The following is a 22206-nucleotide window of genomic DNA, read 5'->3' as shown; positions in this document are numbered from 1 at the left end:
CTGAAGCAAGTGATACCCCTGTTTTCCAGGCACCAGAACCGACAAGCGATCGCGCACATACTTCCAATGCTGCTAGCGTATCCTCGGATACGAACAATGCGCACGAGGATAAACGTGAAGATCGGCAGCGTAGTCGCAATTCTTCGCAGCGACGTGGAGGTAGAAACCGTCGCGGTGGTGCACAAGCAAATAATCGTCGTTCAGGCGGTAATGCGAATAATAATTCAAGAAATCAATCTAATCGCGGCACTCGCAATGTTGTGAAGTCAATGCAAGGTGCGGATCTTACTGAGCGGTTGCCTCAACCACCGAAGGCACCACGTAATGGTTTGCGTATCTATGCTTTGGGCGGCATTTCGGAAATTGGTCGAAATATGACCGTTTTTGAGTACAACAATCGCTTGTTGATCGTCGATTGTGGTGTCCTGTTTCCATCTGCTGATGAACCAGGTGTAGATCTCATTCTTCCTGATTTTGGACCTATAGAAAATCAATTGGATAAGGTCGAAGCGCTTGTTGTCACACATGGGCACGAGGATCATATCGGTGCTATTCCGTGGTTGCTCAAGCTACGTCCTGATATTCCTATTATTGCTTCCAAGTTCACTTTGGCGTTGATTGCAGCGAAATGCCGTGAACACCGTCAGCGTCCAAAACTCATTGAGGTTAATGACAAATCTAATGAGAATCGCGGTCCGTTCAACATTCGGTTCTGGGCAGTAAATCACTCTGTTCCAGATTGTTTGGGTGTGGCAATCAAAACTGGTGCTGGTCTTGTGGTGCATACAGGTGATATCAAACTGGACCAGACTCCGCCTGATGGTCGTCCTACTGACTTACCTGCTTTGTCGCGTTTCGGTGATGAAGGTGTGGATCTGTTGCTTTGCGATTCTACAAACGCAACAACCCCAGGTTTCTCTGGCTCTGAATCAGAGATCGCCCCAACGCTTAAACGTCTCGTAGGTGATGCAAAGCAGCGGGTTATTCTGGCTTCTTTTGCCTCTAATGTTTACCGCGTACAAGCAGCGGTTGATGCTGCAGTTGCCGCAGGTAGAAAAGTGGCGTTCAATGGTCGTTCCATGATCCGTAATATGGAAATTGCGGAAAAGATGGGATATCTTCGTGCACCACGTGGCACAATTATCACAATGGATGAGGCAGCAAAGATGGCGCCGCACCGCGTGATGTTGATTACCACGGGTACTCAGGGTGAGCCAATGGCGGCATTGTCTCGTATGGCACGTCGTGAACATCGACAAATCACTGTGCGTGATGGCGATCTTATTATTTTGTCGTCGTCATTAGTGCCAGGAAATGAAGAAGCTGTTTTTGGCGTTATCAATATGCTGTCCCAAATCGGTGCCACTGTTATTACTGGTAGCGATGCGAAAGTGCATACCTCTGGTCATGGTTATTCCGGAGAATTATTGTTCCTATACAATGCTGCTCGACCAGTTAACGCTATGCCTGTTCACGGTGAATGGCGTCATTTGCGCGCTAACAAGGAGTTGGCGATTTCTACAGGTGTGGAACGCGATCGCGTTGTGTTAGCGCAAAATGGTGTTGTTGTTGATCTGGTTGATGGTCGTGCTCGGGTAGTGGGACAGATTCCGGTAGGTAACCTCTACGTTGACGGCGTAACCATGGGTGATATTGATGCTGAGGTTCTAGAGGAACGCACCTCCTTAGGCGAAGGCGGTCTTATCGCTATTAGCGCAGTAGTAGATAACCGCACTGGTCGGTTATTAGAGCGTCCGACGGTACAAGCTCGTGGCTTCTCTGAAGATGCAGCGGCAATGATGCCTGAGGTGAGCGAATTAGCAGAAAACACCATGAACGACCTTGCTGCTGAAGGAGAAAACGACCCTTATCGTATTGTGCAGCAGCTACGACGTCGTGTTTCTCGTTTTGTGGAGCAGAAGTGGCGTCGTAAGCCAATGATTATGCCGACTGTTATTCCAATGAGCACTGATCAGCCAGCTGCTACTGATGAGGAAATTAGGGCTAGTCGCGAAAGCCTCTAAAATTTTAGCGTTGGGATAACCCGTAATGAGCTCTGTGCATTTGTGCATGGAGCTTTTATGCGTTGGTGCCCGCTATAAAACGGCTATACTGTGGTGCTATGAATCTCGCTAAAACTCAACGCAAGCGCTTAGCTGACTTATTAAGTGAAGCTGGACCTCAAGCACCAACGCTATGCGAAGGCTGGACTACGCATGATTTACTTGTGCATTTGTATGTGCGGGAAAATTATCCCTTAGCGGCTTTAGGGATTGTCAATAAGCGTTTCGCGAAGCATCTTGTTCGACGTACCCAGCAGGTCGGGCAAGAAGATTTTACGCAGTTGCTTGAAAAATGGCGTTCTGGTTCTACGCGGCTATTGTATAGAGTGTGCGATCCTATTATGAATGGTGCTGAGCATTTTGTTCATGCTGAGGATGTTCGTCGTGGAGATTGGGCACACGACCAGGAACTTAGTACGATGCCAGTATTAGAGCTTAGTGAATCAGAGCAACAACAGTTATGGCGTTTGGTTTCTTTCTTTGCTGCCAAGATGATTCCTAACCCTGGTATTCCTGTCATCATACTGCCGACGAATATGCCGCGCATTATCGTCCATGATAAGAGGGAAGTAGCGGTAAATGGTTCACGAGTTGTGCGGATTAGTGGCGATATTGCCGAGGTTTTCTTATGGTTGTATGGGCGCAAAGCGGTACAGGTACGGATTGAGGATCCGACAGGACATTTTGATTAAGTCAAGTATGTGGAACTGACCCTTGGTTTTCCCTTGGGAGAGATCCTAAAAACAGTTGAACTTGTGTGGCAAATGTGATGAATGTGATTACAGGGGTTAGAATGTTTCATTATGTCTGTCAAAAGCTCTACTTCGACATCACCACGTTCTAGGAGAAATGTGAAAGAAAATTCGCGCAGCACTCATAGTTCCACACGCTCACAAGGCGCAAAGGGAACTTCGTCGCGCAAGCGTAATTCTTATTCCGGACAAGGATCTACCCGCAGTGGAGCCAAAAACATTAGCTATCCTACTACTTCAGCAAGTCGAGCTGCGCAAACAACTGGTGAACGAACTGGCAGCGCATTTCGCCCAGTTGGTGCAGGGTTAGCTTCTGCTTTCTCCGCAGCGGCTCGTGGCGTGGGATCAAGTGTGCGGTTCATGGTGAATTGGAAAGATCGTCGCAACGACTCGCTTTATGATGATGAGTTAGCGGATATGTCCGAAGATTCTTCTGCACCAAGTGCTGATGAAAATATGGCTTATTCCCAGAAAGAACAGGATGATTTTGCACAAGACACAGAAAAAACTCGTGTCCTTGGCGTCGCGAAGCGTGGTGTGGAGAAAAAGACCCCTCGTGCACGTAGAGCTGCCGAGCATGAACCAGATGAGTCTGCGCAACCGATGCCAGAAACTTTTTCTCGTAGCGTAGAAGCTGGTTCTGCCGATTCTTTTGCTTTGGCACTCATTGCTTTGGCAGTGGTACTTGGTGCCTCAGTATGGTTCCAAATCGCAGGACCAATAGGTAAAGGCATTTCTCTGTGTGTTCATACTCTTATTGGTTCAGGCGCATTGGTGCTGCCTATAGCTCTCATCGCTTTGGCAGTAGCGTTAATGCTTGGGCGCATAGTGCATACAGCACAGAGTCATAATGTTTATTTTGGTTCCGGTATTGTCATTGTGTCTATGCTGGCATTAGTGCATATTTTTGCAGGTAATCCACAGGATATCGTATTGCGTCGTAGTGCTGGGGGAATTATTGGTGGTTATATTGGCGCGCCACTTGTCGCAGGGTTTACACAATACCTAGCTGTACCGTTGCTTTTTATCGCGATATTCTATGGTGCGCAAAAGATTACCGGTGTATCAGTGAGCGAGCTTATCGACGTCATCAAATCCCTGATAAACAAGGACAATCCTATTGATGAACCAGATGAGGACGATCCCTATGCGTATGTTGATCATGAGCTAGAACACCGGCAGCAGCAACGTGATGGAGATGAACCACCAACAATTCGTCGTGATAATCGCGGTAGCGCTGTGCAACGTGGTGTATCTCGCGCTCATACAACCCCGATGCGTAATTATCCATCTGGGCAAACGGCTGGATCAGAGACGATTTCTTTCCGACGTCCTGCCTCTTTTGCCGGGGCGCATCATTCAGATACGGCTGACACACAAGAAATTCCGGTTGTTCCCGACACTCATGTTGCTTCTGATAACCGTACTCAATCATCAGCAAATGATGCTCAGCTTGGTCTATTCGATAAAACAGGCGCAGCATCTGTCAATGCTGATGCAGATGCCGTGGCAACAAGTCGTAGCCGTTTGGTTCAAGCAGCGAAGAAACAACAGGCAAAGACCGAAGCAGTAGCACAATCTGCTGCTGTATCGCCTCCGGCTGCTCATGTTGCTCGTGCGCCGCAGTATTCTCAGCAGCAGGAAAAGGCAGTGCGCAGTATGGCACAGGAAAAGCCTGAGCGAGATGCCTCTAGTTCTAGTGCGCAGGTTAGTACACCACACGCTGATTATGAATTACCAAGCACAAGTTTGCTTACCCCAGGTAGTGCGCCAAAGCAGCATTCTGCAGCTAATGATCAGATGATTGCGGCGATTTCTGCTGTTTTTGAGGAGTTTAGAGTCGATGCTCATGTCACAGGTTTTTCTCGTGGTCCAACAGTGACTCGTTATGAAGTAGAGCTAGGCCCTGGTGTTAAAGTTTCTAAAATTACCAACCTGCAATCCAATCTTGCTTATGCTGCCGCGACGGATAACGTGCGTCTATTGACACCTATTCCTGGGAAATCGGCTGTAGGTATTGAGGTGCCTAATGCGGATCGGGAAATGGTGCGTCTTGCTGATGTACTCAATGCGCCGTCGACAGCAGGTGATAATGATCCAATGCTTGTTGGACTAGGCAAAGACATCGAGGGCGACTTTGTGGCGCACTCAGTGCAAAAGATGCCTCATCTGCTTGTTGCTGGTTCTACTGGTTCTGGTAAATCTGCTTTTGTGAATTCCTTGCTGGTGTCGTTATTGACGCGTGCGACTCCTGAGGACGTACGGTTAATTCTTGTCGATCCGAAAATGGTGGAATTGACTCCTTATGAGGGGATTCCGCATCTCATTACTCCTATCATCACGCAACCGAAGAAAGCTGCTTCGGCATTGCAATGGTTGGTAGAAGAAATGGAACAGCGGTATATGGATATGAAGTCCGCTAGGGTCCGCCATATCAAAGATTTCAACGCAAAGGTGAAAACGGGGGCAATCCAAGCACCTGCTGGTTCACAGCGAGAATACCGCCCATATCCTTTCATTGTGTGTGTCGTCGATGAGCTTGCTGATTTGATGATGACTGCACCAAAAGAAATTGAAGATTCTATTGTGCGTATTACTCAGAAAGCTCGTGCTGCTGGTATTCACTTAGTGCTGGCGACGCAGCGCCCATCGGTTGATGTGGTCACTGGCTTGATTAAGACGAATGTGCCTTCACGCCTTGCCTTTGCAACCAGTTCTTTGACTGACTCTCGTGTTATTTTGGATCAGGGCGGTGCCGAAAAACTTATTGGTATGGGTGATGGATTATTCATTCCTCAAGGTGGACGAGCAATACGAATCCAGGGTGCCTTTGTTACTGATGAAGAGGTACAAGCAGTAGTTGAGGCGGCTAAGCAGCAGGGCGAGCCAAATTATACCGAAGGCGTTACTGACGATAAATCTTCTGAAGTCAAGAAAGAAATTGACGATGACATCGGTAATGATTTAGAAGATTTGCTCCAGGCTGTAGAACTGGTGGTGCAAGGGCAAATCGGTTCGGTGTCTATGCTGCAACGCAAGATGCGCATTGGTTTTGCCAAGGCAGGACGCTTAATGGATTTGATGGAAACACGTGGTGTGGTAGGTCCTTCTGAGGGGTCAAAAGCACGTGAAGTGTTAGTGAAACCTGAAGAGTTAGAAACTATTTTGTGGATGATTAAAGGTGCTGATCCGGCAGAAGCACCTAAAGAAGAATCTTTTGGTGAAGACGGCTCAGCGTCAGCTGTCGATGATGGTTATGCTCAGTCTGATAATCCGTCTACTCCAACAACTATGTCGGTGAAAACGGTGCAAGCAACCTATAACCCCTCTAACTCGGCGTTCTAGCCATTTTAGCGTGTGTCATTATTCTCGTATAGGATAGTTGTGGCATTGAGGGGAGTATCCCTTTTCGCTGCAGATCGTCAGCACGGTGGTTAACTTAGCCCCCGGTCGCAGCGGTTCTTTATTCTAAAGAACGGGAGAGACCTCTGGTTCATGAATGTTAATGGGAAATGAGACCGGAGGTCTTTGATGGAAGTAAATATAGTGACATGGATTATTACGGGGGTAGTAATCCTTGGGTTTTTTGTATTTGATTTTTTCAGTCATGTGCGTACTCCACATGAACCAACTCTGAAAGAATCAGCATGGTGGTCAGCTTTTTATGTTGGTGTTGCATGCGTTTTTGGCTTGTTCCTATGGTTCACCTGGTCAGAGCCGGGTAATCCGCATCAACATGGACTTGAATTTTTTACCGGCTACGTCACCGAAAAGGCACTAAGCGTAGATAATCTTTTTGTTTTTGCGCTTATTATGGGGTCTTTTAAGGTGCCACGTAAATATCAGCAAAAAGTCTTGTTGATCGGTATTGCACTTGCTTTGCTGTTCCGTTTGGTCTTTATTCTTCTTGGTGCGGCGGTCATTCAAGCCTGGTCTGATGTATTTTATCTTTTTGGTATTTTCTTGCTATACACGGCGGTCAAACTTATCATCGACGAAATTCGTGATGAACCAGAAACTGACCCGAATGATATGGCTGTGATCAAGATGCTACGTAAAGTCATCCATGTCACCCCTGAATATCATGGAGATGCCCTATGGATTCGCAGAAAAGGAAAAATAGCACTTACTCCATTATTGGTGGCATTGGTGGCGATTGGCATGATCGATGTGATGTTTGCGTTGGATTCTATTCCAGCTATTTATGGTATTACTTCTGAAGCCTATATCGTGTTCACCACTAATGCGTTTGCGCTTTTGGGACTTCGCCAAATGTACTTTTTACTCGACGGTTTGCTAGACCGTTTGGTGTATTTACCTTATGGTCTGGGCGCAATCCTTGCCTTTATTGGTGTGAAACTTATTTTGCACGCATTGCATGAGAACAAACTCCCATTTATCAATGGCGGTAACTCAGTGAGTGTTCCAGAAATTGAGACACAGTATTCTCTTATTGTGATTGTTGGGATTTTGGCGATAGCGGTAGTGGCGTCGTTGATGAAAACGAAAGCTCAGCAAAAGAAAACCGCATAGTTGTGTGGTTTATCTGAAATAATAGTGCCTGCTTTTGATAGCAGGCACTTAGTTTTATGCTTAACGACGACCATTCTTACGGGTAGGTCCAGGTAATTGTCCGGCAAGAAGTCCTATTAGGGCAATGATGAAGCCAAGCAGTTGCAGTGGGGTGAGGGCTTCGTGTGCGATGAGTGCGCCTAGCGCTGCTGCGGTTAATGGGGAGAGGAGCCCCAGTAGTGCTGCTGGTGTGACGGATAGGTGGCGTATGCCGGCGAACCATATTGTGTAGGTTGCGAGAGCTCCGATAAGGCTGAGCCATGCGTAGCCTGCGATAGCTTTGGCGTCGATGTCATGCGGGATTCCGTCGATAAGCATGGCGGGGAGGAAGAGGAGTAAGCCGGCGGCGGTGAGTTGCCAGCCAGCGAGTCCTAGTGCGTTGACGTGGGTGGGGCGCCCCCATTTTTTCGTGAGCACTACTCCTGTACCCATGGAGAGTGATCCGCCTAGACCTGCGATAACGCCGATGGGGTCTAGTGCTGCTTCTGGGCCGAGTACAACCAATGCCACCCCAATCATGCCGATTGTGCCCCACATAAGCCGCCACGTGGATAGTTGTTCATGCAGGATGAGCACAGCAAGGAACGCGATGATGATGGGTTGGGTGGCTCCGAGGGTTGCTGCTACACCGCCTGGTAGGTGCTGTGCGGTGAGGAAAAGTAGTGGGAAGAATGCGCCCATGTTGAGCCCTCCGAGGACAAGGCTTTTCCACCACCATTGTCCGTGTGGGAGCTGGCGGGAGAGTAAGAGGGCGATAAGGCCTGCGGGGAATGTTCGTATGAATGCGGCGAAGAGGGGGTGACCGGCTGGTAAGAGGGCAGTGGTGACGATGTAGGTGGTGCCCCAGATGATGGGCACAAGGGAGGTGAGAGTGATCCAACCAATCGGTGTACGTGATGCTGTATGTGACATATTTTTATGTTCCATGAACTGTAATGATGAGTCCAACACATATTTTTCATAAGAACTATGAGATATAATCATACTTCTATGGAGTTGCAGCAATTGCGTTATGTAGTAGCTGTGGCAGAGGAGAAGAGTTTCACTCGTGCTGCCCAGCGGTGTTTTGTGGTGCAATCAGCACTGAGCCATCAGATCAAAGCTGTAGAGCAAGAAATAGGGATTGCGCTTTTTGCACGTTCATCACGACGAGTGGAGCTCACTACGGCGGGTGCGGTGTTTGTGGAGTATGCGCGTGAAAGTCTTGCTGCTGCCGAGCGTGCGTACTTGGGTGCATTAGCTGCCGAAGGGCAGGTGCAGGGGAGGCTAAGGATCGGTGTGATACCTACCGTGACGGCTGTGGATATCCCTGGGGTGTTGGCACAATTCCACCGGGATTATCCACAGGTGAAAATTGAATTACGCAGTGGCGGCAGTGAACAATTTATTGAGGATATTCATGCTCATCATTTGGATATAGCATTTCTTGGTTTAGCGGAAAATGCTCAGCCTTCCCGGGTGGATTTTCGGGAATTATCAAGAGAATCTTTAGTGGCGGTAGTTTCGCCAGATCATCCTTTACGTGAGGAGAAAAAGATTTCGCTTGCAGATATTGCCTCTGAACGATTTGTTGATTTTCCGATGAATAGCGCAGGGCGCGCTCAAACGGACATGGCTTTTGAGCGCGCTGGGCTGGTACGGGAGGTAGCTTTTGAGGTAACAGCTATTGACCTTATGCTAGCCCTGATACGTGCAGGTTTAGCGGTAGGGCTGCTTTCCAAGCAGTGTGTTCCTGCAGATGATTCGCTAGCAACTATTGCTGTGGAAGATGGTCCTGCTCGGGTGGAATATCTTGCGTGGAGTGACTTTAATACTAGCCCTGCGGCGAAGGCTTTTCTTAAGGCCTTAATCCCAAATTTTTAAGGTAGGATCCCACACTTGAATAGTGCGTCCGTCGATGGCATTGTGGTTGCAAAATGGATCATCCTCAAGCAGATTTTCGACGTCAGCTATGGTTGAATTTTCGGATAGCTGGAGAATAATTATTGCGTTTCCGGCGCCTGTGCCTTCGACTAAACGTCCGGAACCAACCAGTTTTCCTTCTTCTTTGAGCTGAGCGAGAAAAACACGGTGTGGGGGACGGAGTTGATCTATTGTGCTCGATTCAGTGTCGTACATATAGGTGATTAGAAAAGTTTTCATAGCGTATAGCTTATATCTTTTTCTGAGCACTATGCGTTAATTTTCTAAAAAGGGTAATGTGTGGAGTTGTGGAACAGGAACAAAAGGTGCAGCAACAAGTCAACGTGGGGATTGAGTCTACACAGACTAAGTCGCCATCGAACTTTAATGTTCCTAATGCTTTGACCTGTTTGCGTATCATTGCTATCCCTTTTTTTGCATGGTTAGTTTTAGCGGCAGATAATCAACATACACGCTGGTTATGGGGATCATTCGCATGTTTTTCTGCGCTAATGATTACCGACAAACTCGATGGTGATATCGCTCGGGCTAAAGGTATTGTCACGGATTTCGGCAAAATCGCGGATCCGATTGCCGATAAAGCACTCATGGCAACAGCTCTTATTTGCCTCAACATTGTTGGCGCTATTCCTATATGGGTGAGCATAATAATCTTAGTGCGGGAATTAGGCATAACAATATGGCGTATGTTTCAACTACGACAAGGTCGTGTGGTTCCGGCTAGCAAGGGCGGAAAAATTAAAACCGCCTTACAAGCTGGCGCAGTCGCATTATACTTATTGCCATTGCCTGAGTGGACAGCACTACCAGTTTTCTTAGTGCTCATTGCAGCAGTAGTTGTTACTGTGCTTACAGGAGTGCAATATCTTATTGATTCGCAAAGAACTGCCCAATGTTAAGCAGCGATAATCTTGCAGCTCGCGTCGTTGAGCTTTTACGTAGTGCAGAACAAACAATAAGCGTGTGCGAATCATTAAGTGCTGGGTTATTGAGTGCGCGCCTTGCAGAAATTCCTGGTGCTAGTGCTGTGTTGCGTGGCGGCTTAGTTACTTATGCCACTGATCTCAAACACACAGTGGCTCAAGTGGAGCAATCCATTATTGATACTTATGGTGTTATATCGCGTGAATGTGCATGTGCTATGGCACAAGGTGCACAAAAAGTTTGTCGCAGTGATTGGGCACTGTCCTTGACAGGTGTGGCTGGCCCAGATACTCAAGATGGGCATCCAGTAGGAGAAGTATGGGTAGGAATTGCTTTTCCATCATCAGTAGAAAAACGTGTAATGGCAGTGCGTGCTACTGAAATAGGCGCAGCTCATATCGGAGATGATTCATTACTCATTGGTGAGCGCAATGATATTCGTATTAAAGCTGTTGAGTATGCATTGTACTACTTCTTAAAAGTGCTTGAATGACAGATGTATTTAGTATTTTTCTGAAGCGATAATGATAGAGTTGAACTACAGAAAGCACGTATGTAACTAATTGCAGAAAAAGCCTTGAGCTATGGAACAAAAAAATACCACGACACGTTAATGATAATGATGATGAAATATACAGCAGTTTTAGATAAGCCTATTTCTCCTGTGAAGAACAGGGTGCCAGAGCCATTGTTGCGTGAAGCATTGGGCGCTGCGCTGCGTTCTTGTCGAGCTGATAAGGGTATTACATTACGTGAATTAGCTGAGATGTCTCGTGTTTCTCCAGGTTATCTTTCTGAGCTGGAGCGTGGTCGTAAAGAGGTTTCTTCTGAATTACTTGCTTCTGTATGCCATGCGCTTGGGACTAGCGTTTCTGACATTCTCATCGAGGCTGCTGGTTCGATGGCAGTGCATAACGCTGATGTAGACTTAATTCACGTATAAATGCGAGTTTCATAATTATCCGATAAATTATGAAATACCAATAAAATACTTAACCACTTTTGTGGATATTATCTGAAAGGTTCCGTGCACTATGGCTAATCCTTTTGTGAAGGCTTGGAAATACTTCATGGCATTGTTCGATTCTAAGATCGAAGAAAACGCTGATCCAAAAATTCAGATTCAACAAGCAATCGAAGAAGCACAGCGTCAGCACCAGGCTCTTTCACAGCAGGCTGCTGCGGTGATTGGCAACCAGCGTCAGTTGGAGATGCAGCTTAATCGTCAACTAGCGGAAATTGAAAAGCTGCACGGAAATACTCGCCAAGCTATTCAATTAGCAGACAAGGCTCGTGCTGCGGGTGATAATGCTAAAGCAACTGAATACGACAACGCTGCAGAGGCTTTTGCTGCTCAACTCGTTACTGCTGAACAGGGCGTAGAAGATACCAAGAAGTTGCATGATCAGGCTTTGCAACAGGCATCAGCAGCAAAACAAGCAGTAGAGAAGAACTCTATGGCTTTACAGCAAAAAGTTGCTGAGCGGACGAAATTATTAAGTCAGCTTGAACAAGCGAAAATGCAAGAAAAGGTTGCTGAGTCGATTCAGTCAATGAACTCTCTCACCTCTCGTAACACTCCTAATCTTGATCAAGTACGTGAAAAGATCGAGCGTCGTTATGCTAATGCTCTTGGCTCTGCAGAATTAGCACAAAACTCTATCCAGAACCGTATGGCTGAAGTAGAGCAAGCAGGGGTGCAACTTGCAGGCCATTCTCGTTTAGAGCAAATTCGTGCAGAAATGAATGCTAAGAATACTGAGCTTGATTCTGGGTTGGCACAGCAATCCATTGAGTCCTCAGCTCAATCTAATTCTGATTTTGCTGCACCAAGTGCTGCGGCTGATGATGCAGTAGCTCGAAAAATGCGAGAATTACGAGGCGAACTTTAAGAACTGTTTGGTATCGCCGAAAGTGCACCTGTTCCTATATGAGCAGGTGCATTTTTGATTTTGTGCTTTTTATCTAGTCTGAGTCATCGTGGACTCCACGAGCGAGTAATGCCTCGGTTATTGCTTGAGCACGTCGAATAGCTCTAATGAGCACTGGAGTGCCAAAAGCACTGAGAGAAAAAGAAGCGCCTCTGGCTTTGCGTGCTGCGAGAACTTCATTGACGGTATTGAGCATAAGTGGAATAAGCCTTAGCGTAAGAGAAAAAGCTAGAACAATCGTGTTGCTTGGCACACCAAAACGCTTGAGCGGATGAAGTACAGACTCTAACTCATCCATCATGGCACGCAACGTGGTAGTAAGGGTGAGAAGAATAGCAAGCATGAGTGCTGAAAAGATGACAAAAGTTATACATATAGCTTCTTTCCAACCATGTTGCCACCACTGAAATAATCCCAATACCAGTAGTACCGGTAATGATGGGAAAAGTTGTCCCCACGCGATACGCACGGGAATGCGTGCCAACGCATACAGTATCATTCCCAAAAGCACGCACCCTGTTGCTGCATAAGGATCATGGACGAAGGTGCTCGTGAGGATGATAAAAAGAATGAGGACACTACATTTTACCAGTGGTTTCATACGGTGGATGAGAGAATGTCCAGGTACATAGACTCCTAAGGGAGTGTTAGTGATCATGGTGTTTTCTTTCACCGGTCATAAGGTCACGATAAAACTCAATGACCTCTTGCGGCTTTCCGTCAGCAACGACAGTATGCTCATCGATGCATAGGACACGATCAAAATCATCAAGCAATTCTAAATCGTGTGTCACTATAATTAGTTGTTGCTCTAATTCATTGAATATCTTATGAATCTGTTGTCGATTGCGCAGGTCAAGTAGTGTGGTCGGTTCATCAGCGATAATAAGTTCTGGTTCGATTACTAGCACTGAAGCCAGTGCTAGTAATTGTTTTTGACCGCCAGAAAGAATATGCGGCGATAATTGTGCATGATTATCCAAATAAAAGCGCTTAAGTATCATTGATACGCGTTGTTTCTTTTCCGCTTTAGATAACCGAAGCCGCCTCAAACTAAAGGCGACATCGTCTTCGACGCTTGGCATAATGATTTGATTTTCTGCATCAGAGAAAATAAATCCTACTTTTTTCCTAATTTCTTTCCCATTTTTCGCCACATCAAGCCCGTCGACGCTTACCTTCCCTGAAGTTGGTGCAGCTAAACCATTGATGAGCTTGATGAGTGTAGATTTTCCACCACCATTAGCACCAATAATGCCGATTCTTTTTTCGGTGAGATTAAGGGTGACAGAATTAAGTATGGTGTGGTCATCGTAGGCGACGGAAACATTATGAAAATCGATAGCGACCATAGACACAAAAGTTAGTTATTAGTGTTAAGACTTTGCAGGACGTAACTGGGGGAAGGCGGTGTGGATACTCAGAGTGATAAGGACAGCAGCGGTTATTTTAATTAAATCCGGAATGATAAAAGGAATTTGTGCGGTCAAGGCAGCGGAAAATTCCATTCCTGCTCGTACAGAGAGTCCAGCTGCCCCACATAGATATTGACAACCAAGTGCTAGGATCGCCGCTATAACGAGCACTAGAGAATGTGCTGCTTTACTTTTTCGTGGTGCCTGGTACGCGATAAGACCTGCGACGAAACTGGATACCAGGTATCCAATGATGTACCCCACAGTAGGACCTGCTAGCGCTACGAGAGTGCTGCGTCCACCAGGAAATACCGGCAATCCTACTAAACCGATACCAAGAAAAAGGCATGTGGCGAGCAAACCACGTCGAGGACCTAGAACCAGACCGGTCAGGATTATCGCTGCATTTTGCATAACTATAGGCACACCGGCTGTACCTACTGGAATAGCAACAAAAGCTAGCACAATGATAAGAGCGGCGAAAACTGCAACGTATGCGATATCACTCATGGTGGAGCGAGGTGATGATGAGTTAGACACTTGAAAGATATTACCGTAGGGGAAACTAAAATAGTATCTTTTTGTTGAGAAAAATCTTTATAAGAAAAAGATGGCGAAAATGTTTGTTATCGAACAAATGTTTGTGTAATCTAATGGTGATATCGCAGACGTTAGTTACTATCGCAGATGTGATTGATCGTATTAAAGAAAAACCATGGATCTTTTTGTTTCGGCGTAGCGTCCAATAGATAAGAGAATCCTCATTAGACTAGAGAATGATAAAACAAAATAGCTAATAGGAAAGCAAATTACGTAAAGGAAGAAAATGGCACCGAAGAAAAATGCTAAGTCAGCAGCCGTAGTCCCTGTATCGGGCGAGGATAGAAAAAAGGCTTTAGATGCAGCTTTGCAGCTCATTGAGAAAGATTTTGGTAAAGGGGCAGTCATGCGCCTTGGTGATGACAATCGTCCGCCAATCCAAGCTATTTCCACTGGTAACACCGCTATCGACGTTGCTTTAGGTATTGGCGGTTTTCCTCGTGGTCGCATTGTGGAGGTATATGGTCCAGAATCATCAGGTAAAACTACGGTTGCGCTCCATGCTATTGCTCAGGCACAAAAAAATGGTGGTATCGCTGCTTTCATTGACGCAGAACATGCACTTGATCCTGAATATGCTCGTAAACTCGGTGTGGATACCGATGCGCTTTTAGTATCTCAGCCTGATACTGGAGAACAAGCATTAGAAATCACTGATATGTTGGTTCGTTCGGGAGCTATAGATATTATCGTCGTGGACTCTGTCGCTGCACTGACTCCGAAAGCAGAAATCGATGGAGACATGGGGGATAGTCATGTTGGTCTGCAAGCACGTTTGATGAGCCAGGCGCTGAGGAAAATGACTGGTGCATTATATAACTCTGGCACTACTGCTATTTTTATTAATCAGTTGCGTGACAAAATTGGTGTTATGTTTGGTTCGCCGGAAACTACTACTGGTGGTAAGGCACTAAAATTTTATGCTTCAGTTCGTTGCGATGTGCGTCGTGTGCAGACCTTAAAAGATGGTCAAGACGCTATCGGTAATCGTACCAAGATAAAAATTGTTAAAAACAAAGTATCGCCACCGTTCAAGGTAGCTGAATTTGACATTATCTATGGTGAGGGGATTTCTCGTGAGTCAACATTGATTGATATGGGAACTGATAATGGCATCATCAAGAAAGCTGGTTCATGGTTTACCTATGAAGGTGAGCAATTAGGTCAAGGCAAAGAGAAAGTGCGGTTATACCTTAAAGAAAACGTCGATCTTGCCGATGAAATTGAGCAAAAGATTTTGCAAAAACTTGGTGTTGGTGAGTATGCGCACAACAATGATGAACTCACTGATGAGGTAGTTGATATGGTTCCTAATATCGACTTCGATGATCCAGAAGAAGATGCCGAAGAATAACACTCAACTCATGAGTAGGGTGCTGGGAATACGGAAACATTCTCAGCACTCTTAAGGGGCTGTAAGAAAAGGTTGAGAGGAATAGTGAATAGCAGAGATAATCGTTTAGCGCATATCGAAAAATTGCGTCAGATGATTGCGGAGTATAATGCTCAACCACAAAGCGTGTGCGAAGAAGAAACAGCACAAAAGACTCAGGCTCGTAGGCGTGCATTATTGCTCATTGAGCAGCGGCAGCGTTCTCATTATGAACTTGAACAAAAATTATGTTCCTTAGGTTTTGCGCCTGAAATCATAGCTTCGCTCTTGGAAGACTTCGTCCAAAGTAAACTAATTGATGACAAAAACTTTGCTTATGAGTGGGTACGGCAACGTCATCAGATGCGTGGCAAATCTAAATATGTTCTTGGCAGAGAACTAAAAGAAAAAGGTATAGACGCAGCGTTACGGCAAGAAGCATTATCACAAATTGATGAGAACACAGAACACGAGACTGCGAAAAAGATCGCTGCTAAGAAAGCAGAGAAAATAACAGATATCCCTGTGAACAACGCCCAGTACATCAAGAATATGCGTTCGATTATGGGAATGCTGGCTAGGCGTGGTTTTAGTTATTCGATAAGTCATACGATGGCGCAACAAGCACTAGAAGAACGGATCGAAGAACTAAAAGAATCCAGTGCTCGGGCATAATAAAACTCAAAGGCTAACCGCATTTATGTGTTAAGCCTTTGCACAATCCCGAGCACGGTAGAAAAATATCCAAGGTCATAATGCTAACGGGAGCATTATTGTGTGGCTATTTAGCAGCTATGCTGCTTTTACGTCGTGTACGTAGCTTTTGTTCTATGCTGCGCGCTAAGAAGCTGAGTGCGTAGTTAATTAGAATCATAATAATGGCAACAATTATCAGTGACGCTAAATAATTCTTGTTGACTGCTGACGATTGGATACCTTGCCGCACAATTTCTATATAACCAATCTGATAGCCCAATGCTGAATCTTTTAAGGCAATTACTGCTTGAGAAATAAGTGCAGGTAGCATTGCTATTACTGCTTGTGGTAACAACACCCGAGAAAGTGTAAACGGATACGATAATCCCAGTGCTAGCGCTGCCTCGGTTTGACCTCGCGGTAGTGTCTCAATACCTGAGCGAAGAATCTCAGCTATGACGGAGCCATTGTACATAGTTAAGCCAAATACTACTGCAGTAAAAGCTAGTTCTTTGGGAGGAACAATTTTGTAGAGCGCGAGCACTTGATAGCTGAAAATGATGAGCAAGAGTACCGGTATAGCTCGAAAGAACTCAACAATAACTGCACAGAGCACTCGAACAATTCGAGATTGCGCTAACCTGCCAAGTCCGAGAACAATACCAAGTAAAACAGCAAAGAGAATAGATAAAAAAGCTGATTTTAAGGTACCGATAAGCCCCGGAAGTAAGTAGGTTTCCCAGGTAGTGTTTTGGGTAAAAGGTAACCACTTTTTGCTATCGAGCTGTCCATTATCCCAGAGAGCAAACCCAATCCATGCAAGAAGTGCAACGAAGATAATCGTCGTAATAGCTGTATAAACTCTATTACGTTTTCTCGTTAGAGGACCTGGAGCATCATAGAGGATTGTTGCAGAAGCACTCATTTTTTCACCGCCAATTTATGAGATAAATAGTGCGTGGCAGCACTCGTGAGCAAAGTAAGAATTATGAAACCAAGAGCAAAAACACCAAAGATGATCCACAGCTGGTGTGCATGATTTTCGATAACAGATTTCATAAGCAAAGATGCTTCTGCTACACCAATTACCGAAGCAATAGTGGTGTTTTTGGTAAGTGCAATGAATGTATTGCCCAAAGGAACAATGGCAGCGCGCATTGCTTGCGGCAAAATAATACTGCGGAATGTTTGACCAAAACTCAGCCCCAAAGAACGTGCAGCTTCAGCTTGCCCCAAACCAACAGTATTGATACCGCTGCGTAAGCACTCTGCAACAAAAGCAGCAGTGTAGAGAGTAAAACCTAGCACTGCTAAGCGGAAGTTGTTATCGGCAAGGAAAGTCGGACTATTTTTGTTGGCTAATTGTATGCCCAAAGTTTGATACAACCCAAAGGAACAGAACAACACGATAAGAGTTAATGGTGTGTTGCGCACCGTATTGATATACGCGCCAGCAATAAAGCGAAGTACCCCTAGAGGGGATACTCTCATTGCTGTGAGTATCGTGCCTAAAATAAGCGCTCCAACTGCACTGAAAACCGTGAGCTTTATGGTGATCCAAAAAGCTGGTACGACAGCTGGTCCTAATTGTTGCCACATGGCATCCATGTTCTAATCTCCCAAAGACTTAGCCGCGAAAAATTTGGTAACACAACGAGTGAGTTATTTTTCATCTAAGAAAGAGAAATCACCTATTTCCGTTTTGCTTACGGCTTCTGCAGCGCCAAGGTTCTTTTCCTTTACTTTGTCGAATTCTCCTGATTCATAGAAGTCCTTCAATGCAGCATTGACTGCATCAGTTGCCTCTTGATCATCTTTCGCTAAGCCAACTCCGTAGTATTCATTGGTAAAAGGTTGGTTATCTTTTTCAAGGTTAACCACCCGGAATTTTCCTTTATCCTGCTCAGAGTATCCATTGAGAATGGTGGCGTCGGTAGTCAACGCATCGATATTTCCCTGGCGCAATGCTTCAACGCAGGAGGAATAGGTGTCGTATTCTTGAAGTTGCACACCAGGCATTGCTTCTTTTACTTTCTGCGCAGGGGTAGAACCTGTTACCGAGCATAGGATTTTTCCATTGCCGAGGTCGTCGAGGGAACTGATAGAAGTATCATCAGAACGTACAAGTAGTGCTTGGTGGGTTAGTAGATAAGGCCCACCAAAATTGATGCTTTCAGCACGGGAACTGTTGATGGAATAGGTTGCGGCAATTAAATCGACTTCACCATTTTGGATAAGAGTTTCGCGCTGTGCAGATGGTGCTTCTTTCCAGGTGATTTCTGGTGCTTTCCAGCCTTTTTCTTCAGCAATGTGATTGACGATATAGGTTGCTAGATCAACGTCGAAACCAGACATGGAACCATCTGGGTTTTTGATCGCCAAACCAGGTTGATCATATTTGGTACCAATTGTTACTTTTCCTGATTCAAGGTGAGCGAGTAGATCTGCTTCTTCTGTTGAACCGCCACAAGCGCTGAGGCTGAGCATTGCAAGGATGCTGCTAGCGGCAAAGGCGAATGTTTTGGTCTTGATATCTGTAAACATTGTTTCTCCTTGGTAATTGGTTAATTGGTAGTGTTGTCGGTTGCTTAATGAGCAAGGATTTTGCCGAGAAAATCTTTTGCTCGTTCTGTTTGTGGATTGTTGAAGAATGATTCTGGATCGCTGTCTTCAAGTATCGCTCCGTCAGCCATGAAAATAATTCGATCGGCTGCCTTGCGTGCAAAACCCATTTCGTGTGTGACACACAGCATGGTCATTCCTTCTTGTGCAAGGTCACCCATGACATCGAGTACTTCATTAACCATTTCTGGATCTAATGCCGATGTCGGTTCGTCGAAAAGCATAATTTTTGGTTTCATGGCTAATGCTCGTGCAATAGCAACGCGCTGCTGTTGTCCACCGGATAATTGTGCTGGATATTTATCAGCTTGCTGCGCGATTCCGACGCGTTCCAACAGTTCCATTGCTAAAGAATCGGTTTCGGTTTTGCTGAGTTTGCGCACCTTGATGGGGGCGAGGGTGATGTTGTCTTTAATTGTGAGGTGGGGAAATAAATTGAATTGTTGGAACACCATTCCCACGTCAGATCTCAGCTGAGCTAGTGCTTTTCCTTCTTCGGGAAGGGCAACGCCATCAATGGTGATGTGTCCTTCTTCAATGGTTTCTAGACGATTGATGGTACGGCATAGTGTTGATTTCCCTGATCCAGATGGGCCAAGTACAACAACGACTTGTCCAGGTTCAATATCAAGGTTGATATCTTTGAGCGCATGGAACGTATCAAAGTATTTATTGACACCTTTTAATGAGATCATTGGCACTTTTTCTTGCTTAAAGTTGCCTTTGTCTCTTTCTGTGGGTCTTGTGTGTTCTGCCATGAGTAAAAAACTACCTTTAATTATTTGTCGGGAACATAGTTTTAGAAAGAAAGTTGAATAATCGCAGTTGATAAATGGTTGGTAGGGGTAAAAAGTAGGGTATAACTATAATAGTATAGAAATTATGGTGAGAGGAAATTTTTAGAAACAGAGTAAAGGGGATTAGACTTATCGGTCGTGTTACAACCCCAAAGTGAACGTAAAGAAAAAATGCAACAAGACTCATATACCAATAAACAACGCACCTATGAAGTGCGTACTTTTGGATGTCAGATGAATGTTCATGATTCAGAGCGTTTATCGGGATTATTAGAAGATGCAGGATATATTCCTGCACAAGATACTGAACCTGATCTTGTTGTATTTAATACTTGTGCGGTACGCGAGAATGCAGACCTGCGCTTATACGGAACTTTGGGGCAGCTACGTTCAGTTAAGGCACAGCACCCCGGTATGCAGATAGCAGTGGGCGGTTGTTTGGCGCAAAAAGATAAAGAAACTGTAGTGAAAAAAGCGCCGTGGGTTGATGTGGTTTTTGGTACCCATAACATTGGTTCATTGCCTGCGCTGCTGGATCGAGCGGCACATAATAAAAAAGCAGAAGTAGAAATCGTCGATTCGCTAGAGCAGTTTCCATCTGTGCTACCAGCTAAACGTGAATCCTCCTATGCAGGTTGGGTATCAGTTTCTGTGGGCTGTAACAATACTTGTACTTTTTGTATCGTTCCCTCATTGCGAGGTAAAGAAGTCGATCGACGCCCAGGTGATATTTTGGCTGAGGTAAAGGCCTTAGTGGAGCAGGGGGTAACCGAAGTAACCTTGCTTGGACAAAATGTTAATTCTTATGGCGTTAATTTTGCCGATCCTGATATTGAACGAGATCGTTCTGCCTTTTCTAAGCTATTACGTGCTTGTGGTGATATTGAAGGGCTGGAGCGTTTGAGGTTTACCAGTCCGCATCCTGCAGAGTTTACTTCTGATGTTATCGACGCTATGGCACAGACGCCTAATATATGCCCACAACTGCATATGCCATTGCAATCTGGTTCAGATAAGGTGCTCAAAGAGATGCGTCGCTCCTATCGCTCCAAGAAATTCTTAGCGATTCTTGATGAAGTACGCGCAAAAATTCCTCATGCAGCAATCACCACAGACATTATTGTCGGTTTTCCTGGTGAAACTGAGCAGGACTTTCAAGATACTCTCGACGTTGTGGCAAAAGCTCGGTTCAGCAGTGCATATACTTTCCAATACAGTCCTCGTCCTGGTACACCGGCTGCAGAATATGATCAGCAGATTCCTAAGGAAATAGTCCAAGATCGTTACGAACGTTTGCTTGCGCTTCAGGAAAAAATTAGCTGGGAAGAAAATGCAAAATTAGTTGGTACCCAGGCAGAAGTATTGGTTCACGCTTTGACGACTAAAAAGAATAGCGGTATCAATCGTATGACTGGTAGAGCTCGTGATGGTAGATTGGTGCATTTCATGCCACAGGGCAATATCGATGGAAACATTCGTGCTGGTGATATTGTTCGGGTCGAAATTACTGATGGTAGACCGCACTTTCTCATTGCTGATGAGGGTGTATTGGAACATCGTCGTACCAAAGCTGGTGACATGAGCGAAGCTGGTCAAGTACCAACTACGCAACCTGTAGGAGTAGGATTGGGATTGCCAAAAATTGGTGCGCCGAAAAAGGAATTTCCTGACAATGCTCAGGGTTGTAGCTCATGCAATTGCTAAGAATCAATCCTGAAGACTAAGTGATAGTGCATATGGCGTGTCGATAGTAACGAGCGTGTATATGCAGATGTGAATAGGAAACTAAATATGCCTCATACTTCTCATGCTGATGTGCAAAAAACACTAGCTGAAAAAGAAAAAGAAGCCGCTAGTCACATAGAACTTGGTCGAATACGCATAGTGCTGATGCTGTGCTGCTGTGTTTTTCTTATTGGGTTATTGCTACCGCATAGTGGAAAAGCACATGGCTATGATGTGTTGTTCCATTCTCAAAATGCACTATCGGTGCAAGTGAAAATTACTGAGTACCTTTTTGTTTGGCTCGGTAGCGTCGCTGTAGTAATTATCAATAGTGCTCTTGTTCTGACTCAGCGTACTATCTTTGCAAATATCAGTTTTCTGCTTTCTGGTATCGCATTGATCATTTCACTTTTTGCTTTGTGGCTTAGATTGCAAAATGCCGAGAACCTTGGATTATCAGGTATAGGTATGGGGTTTTATTTGGAAGTAAGTGCAGTTGTTGTTTCGGTATACGCATTGTGCCGTGTAATTTTTGCAAAAAGTGAGAAACAACGCGCATTGGCAATTCAACGTGCTCAGCATGAGGAGCTTGATGAAGTAGCTTATGCACAGCGTTCAGCATTGGTTAGCCGTCAGCACAATACACCAGAAACTAATCCATTATTTGTTGATGATCGTAGGCAGCAAGCAATGCAGCGTTTTCGGACGAATAGTGATGGATAACGATGAACAAGCGAGGATTAGTCAAGGATAAATAAAAATACTCCTACAGCATTTGATAGCTGTAGGAGTTTTGCTTTACCACATCAGCGGG

21 protein-coding genes and 1 pseudogene are annotated in these 22206 nt (G+C 45.3%); 13 read left to right on the top strand and 9 right to left on the bottom strand.

The genetic code is table 11. The features are described from left to right. Positions 1 to 143: 143 nt before the first annotated feature. The 4 genes and pseudogenes from FQV43_RS06160 to FQV43_RS06145 form a co-directional block, all read left to right on the top strand. A pseudogene (locus FQV43_RS06160) lies at positions 144 to 2024 on the top strand (ribonuclease J); the annotation flags it as partial. Between the two features lie 98 nt (positions 2025 to 2122). Beyond that, positions 2123 to 2755, top strand: coding sequence for a TIGR03085 family metal-binding protein (locus FQV43_RS06155; protein WP_146339489.1), 633 nt, complete (start codon positions 2123 to 2125; stop codon positions 2753 to 2755). 279 nt (positions 2756 to 3034) lie between these two features. Next, on the top strand, positions 3035 to 6160 hold the full coding sequence (locus tag FQV43_RS06150) for a DNA translocase FtsK (protein WP_371710940.1): 3126 nt from the start codon (positions 3035 to 3037) through the stop codon (positions 6158 to 6160). A gap of 186 nt (positions 6161 to 6346) precedes the next feature. Beyond that, the gene (locus FQV43_RS06145; RefSeq protein ID WP_146339485.1) at positions 6347 to 7348 is read left to right on the top strand and encodes a TerC family protein; all 1002 of its coding nucleotides are present in this window, start codon (positions 6347 to 6349) and stop codon (positions 7346 to 7348) included. Positions 7349 to 7408: 60 nt separating this feature from the next. On the opposite strand, the gene FQV43_RS06140 is transcribed toward FQV43_RS06145, so the two are convergent. Next, positions 7409 to 8299: an EamA family transporter gene (locus tag FQV43_RS06140; RefSeq protein ID WP_210415234.1), complete on the bottom strand. Its 891-nt coding sequence runs from the start codon at positions 8297 to 8299 to the stop codon at positions 7409 to 7411. Positions 8300 to 8356: 57 nt separating this feature from the next. On the opposite strand from FQV43_RS06140, the gene FQV43_RS06135 reads away from it, so the two are divergent. Next, positions 8357 to 9250 (top strand): LysR family transcriptional regulator, encoded by an 894-nt coding sequence (locus FQV43_RS06135; protein ID WP_246846866.1) that lies wholly within the window; start codon positions 8357 to 8359, stop codon positions 9248 to 9250. On the opposite strand, the gene FQV43_RS06130 is transcribed toward FQV43_RS06135, so the two are convergent. Then, complete coding sequence (locus FQV43_RS06130; protein ID WP_146339481.1) at positions 9233 to 9529, bottom strand: YciI family protein; 297 nt, start codon at positions 9527 to 9529, stop codon at positions 9233 to 9235. The genes FQV43_RS06135 and FQV43_RS06130 overlap by 18 nt on opposite strands. Positions 9530 to 9585: 56 nt before the next feature. On the opposite strand from FQV43_RS06130, the gene pgsA reads away from it, so the two are divergent. The 4 genes from pgsA (at position 9586) to FQV43_RS06110 (ending at position 12126) form a co-directional block, all read left to right on the top strand. Continuing rightward, positions 9586 to 10209 carry a CDP-diacylglycerol--glycerol-3-phosphate 3-phosphatidyltransferase gene (pgsA, locus tag FQV43_RS06125; RefSeq protein WP_144273057.1) on the top strand — a complete coding sequence of 208 codons (624 nt, stop codon included), beginning with the start codon at positions 9586 to 9588 and terminating at the stop codon, positions 10207 to 10209. Next, a complete protein-coding gene (locus FQV43_RS06120) occupies positions 10203 to 10727 on the top strand; it encodes a CinA family protein (RefSeq protein WP_144273056.1) in 525 nt (174 codons plus the stop codon). Before pgsA ends, FQV43_RS06120 begins: the two co-directional genes overlap by 7 nt. Before the next feature lie 129 nt (positions 10728 to 10856). Then, positions 10857 to 11177 (top strand): helix-turn-helix domain-containing protein, encoded by a 321-nt coding sequence (locus FQV43_RS06115; RefSeq protein ID WP_144273444.1) that lies wholly within the window; start codon positions 10857 to 10859, stop codon positions 11175 to 11177. Positions 11178 to 11268: 91 nt separating this feature from the next. Next, entirely contained in the window at positions 11269 to 12126 is an 858-nt protein-coding gene (locus FQV43_RS06110; protein WP_144273055.1) for a PspA/IM30 family protein, read from the top strand. 73 nt (positions 12127 to 12199) lie between these two features. Here the strand turns inward: FQV43_RS06110 and FQV43_RS06105 are convergent, their stop codons facing one another. From FQV43_RS06105 to FQV43_RS06095, 3 genes are read right to left on the bottom strand one after another with little or no spacing between them, the layout of a single operon-like run. Then, positions 12200 to 12823, bottom strand: coding sequence for an energy-coupling factor transporter transmembrane protein EcfT (locus tag FQV43_RS06105; RefSeq protein WP_146339479.1), 624 nt, complete (start codon positions 12821 to 12823; stop codon positions 12200 to 12202). Further along, positions 12813 to 13517 carry an energy-coupling factor ABC transporter ATP-binding protein gene (locus FQV43_RS06100; protein ID WP_146339477.1) on the bottom strand — a complete coding sequence of 235 codons (705 nt, stop codon included), beginning with the start codon at positions 13515 to 13517 and terminating at the stop codon, positions 12813 to 12815. Before FQV43_RS06100 ends, FQV43_RS06105 begins: the two co-directional genes overlap by 11 nt. A gap of 24 nt (positions 13518 to 13541) precedes the next feature. Next, entirely contained in the window at positions 13542 to 14090 is a 549-nt protein-coding gene (locus FQV43_RS06095; RefSeq protein WP_146340456.1) for a biotin transporter BioY, read from the bottom strand. A 316-nt stretch (positions 14091 to 14406) separates the two neighbouring features. Between FQV43_RS06095 and recA the strand changes: the two genes are divergently transcribed. Continuing rightward, positions 14407 to 15534, top strand: a complete 1128-nt coding sequence (gene recA / locus FQV43_RS06090; RefSeq protein ID WP_144273052.1) for a recombinase RecA — start codon at positions 14407 to 14409, stop codon at positions 15532 to 15534. Positions 15535 to 15618: 84 nt separating this feature from the next. Further along, positions 15619 to 16227, top strand: a complete 609-nt coding sequence (locus tag FQV43_RS06085) for a regulatory protein RecX (RefSeq protein WP_146339475.1) — start codon at positions 15619 to 15621, stop codon at positions 16225 to 16227. 106 nt (positions 16228 to 16333) lie between these two features. Here the strand turns inward: FQV43_RS06085 and FQV43_RS06080 are convergent, their stop codons facing one another. From FQV43_RS06080 to gluA, 4 genes are read right to left on the bottom strand one after another with little or no spacing between them, the layout of a single operon-like run. After that, positions 16334 to 17173 carry an amino acid ABC transporter permease gene (locus tag FQV43_RS06080; RefSeq protein WP_146339473.1) on the bottom strand — a complete coding sequence of 280 codons (840 nt, stop codon included), beginning with the start codon at positions 17171 to 17173 and terminating at the stop codon, positions 16334 to 16336. After that, positions 17170 to 17856 carry an amino acid ABC transporter permease gene (locus tag FQV43_RS06075; protein ID WP_144273049.1) on the bottom strand — a complete coding sequence of 229 codons (687 nt, stop codon included), beginning with the start codon at positions 17854 to 17856 and terminating at the stop codon, positions 17170 to 17172. The genes FQV43_RS06080 and FQV43_RS06075 overlap by 4 nt, the downstream gene beginning before the upstream one ends. Positions 17857 to 17910: 54 nt before the next feature. Further along, positions 17911 to 18792 carry a glutamate ABC transporter substrate-binding protein gene (locus FQV43_RS06070; RefSeq protein WP_144273048.1) on the bottom strand — a complete coding sequence of 294 codons (882 nt, stop codon included), beginning with the start codon at positions 18790 to 18792 and terminating at the stop codon, positions 17911 to 17913. Positions 18793 to 18836: 44 nt separating this feature from the next. After that, positions 18837 to 19565 carry a glutamate ABC transporter ATP-binding protein GluA gene (gene gluA, locus FQV43_RS06065; protein ID WP_146340454.1) on the bottom strand — a complete coding sequence of 243 codons (729 nt, stop codon included), beginning with the start codon at positions 19563 to 19565 and terminating at the stop codon, positions 18837 to 18839. Between the two features lie 273 nt (positions 19566 to 19838). Between gluA and miaB the strand changes: the two genes are divergently transcribed. Both miaB and FQV43_RS06055 read left to right on the top strand, forming a co-directional pair. Next, positions 19839 to 21371, top strand: coding sequence for a tRNA (N6-isopentenyl adenosine(37)-C2)-methylthiotransferase MiaB (gene miaB, locus FQV43_RS06060; RefSeq protein ID WP_144273441.1), 1533 nt, complete (start codon positions 19839 to 19841; stop codon positions 21369 to 21371). Positions 21372 to 21458: 87 nt separating this feature from the next. Next, entirely contained in the window at positions 21459 to 22115 is a 657-nt protein-coding gene (locus FQV43_RS06055) for a hypothetical protein (RefSeq protein WP_144273047.1), read from the top strand. Positions 22116 to 22206: the final 91 nt, after the last annotated feature.

Origin of the sequence: Corynebacterium sp. sy039, assembly GCF_007904105.1 — a bacterium.
Lineage (GTDB): Bacteria > Actinomycetota > Actinomycetes > Mycobacteriales > Mycobacteriaceae > Corynebacterium.
The sequence above is the reverse complement of the archived record's forward strand: the minus strand, read 5'-3'. Positions and strand labels throughout refer to the sequence as shown.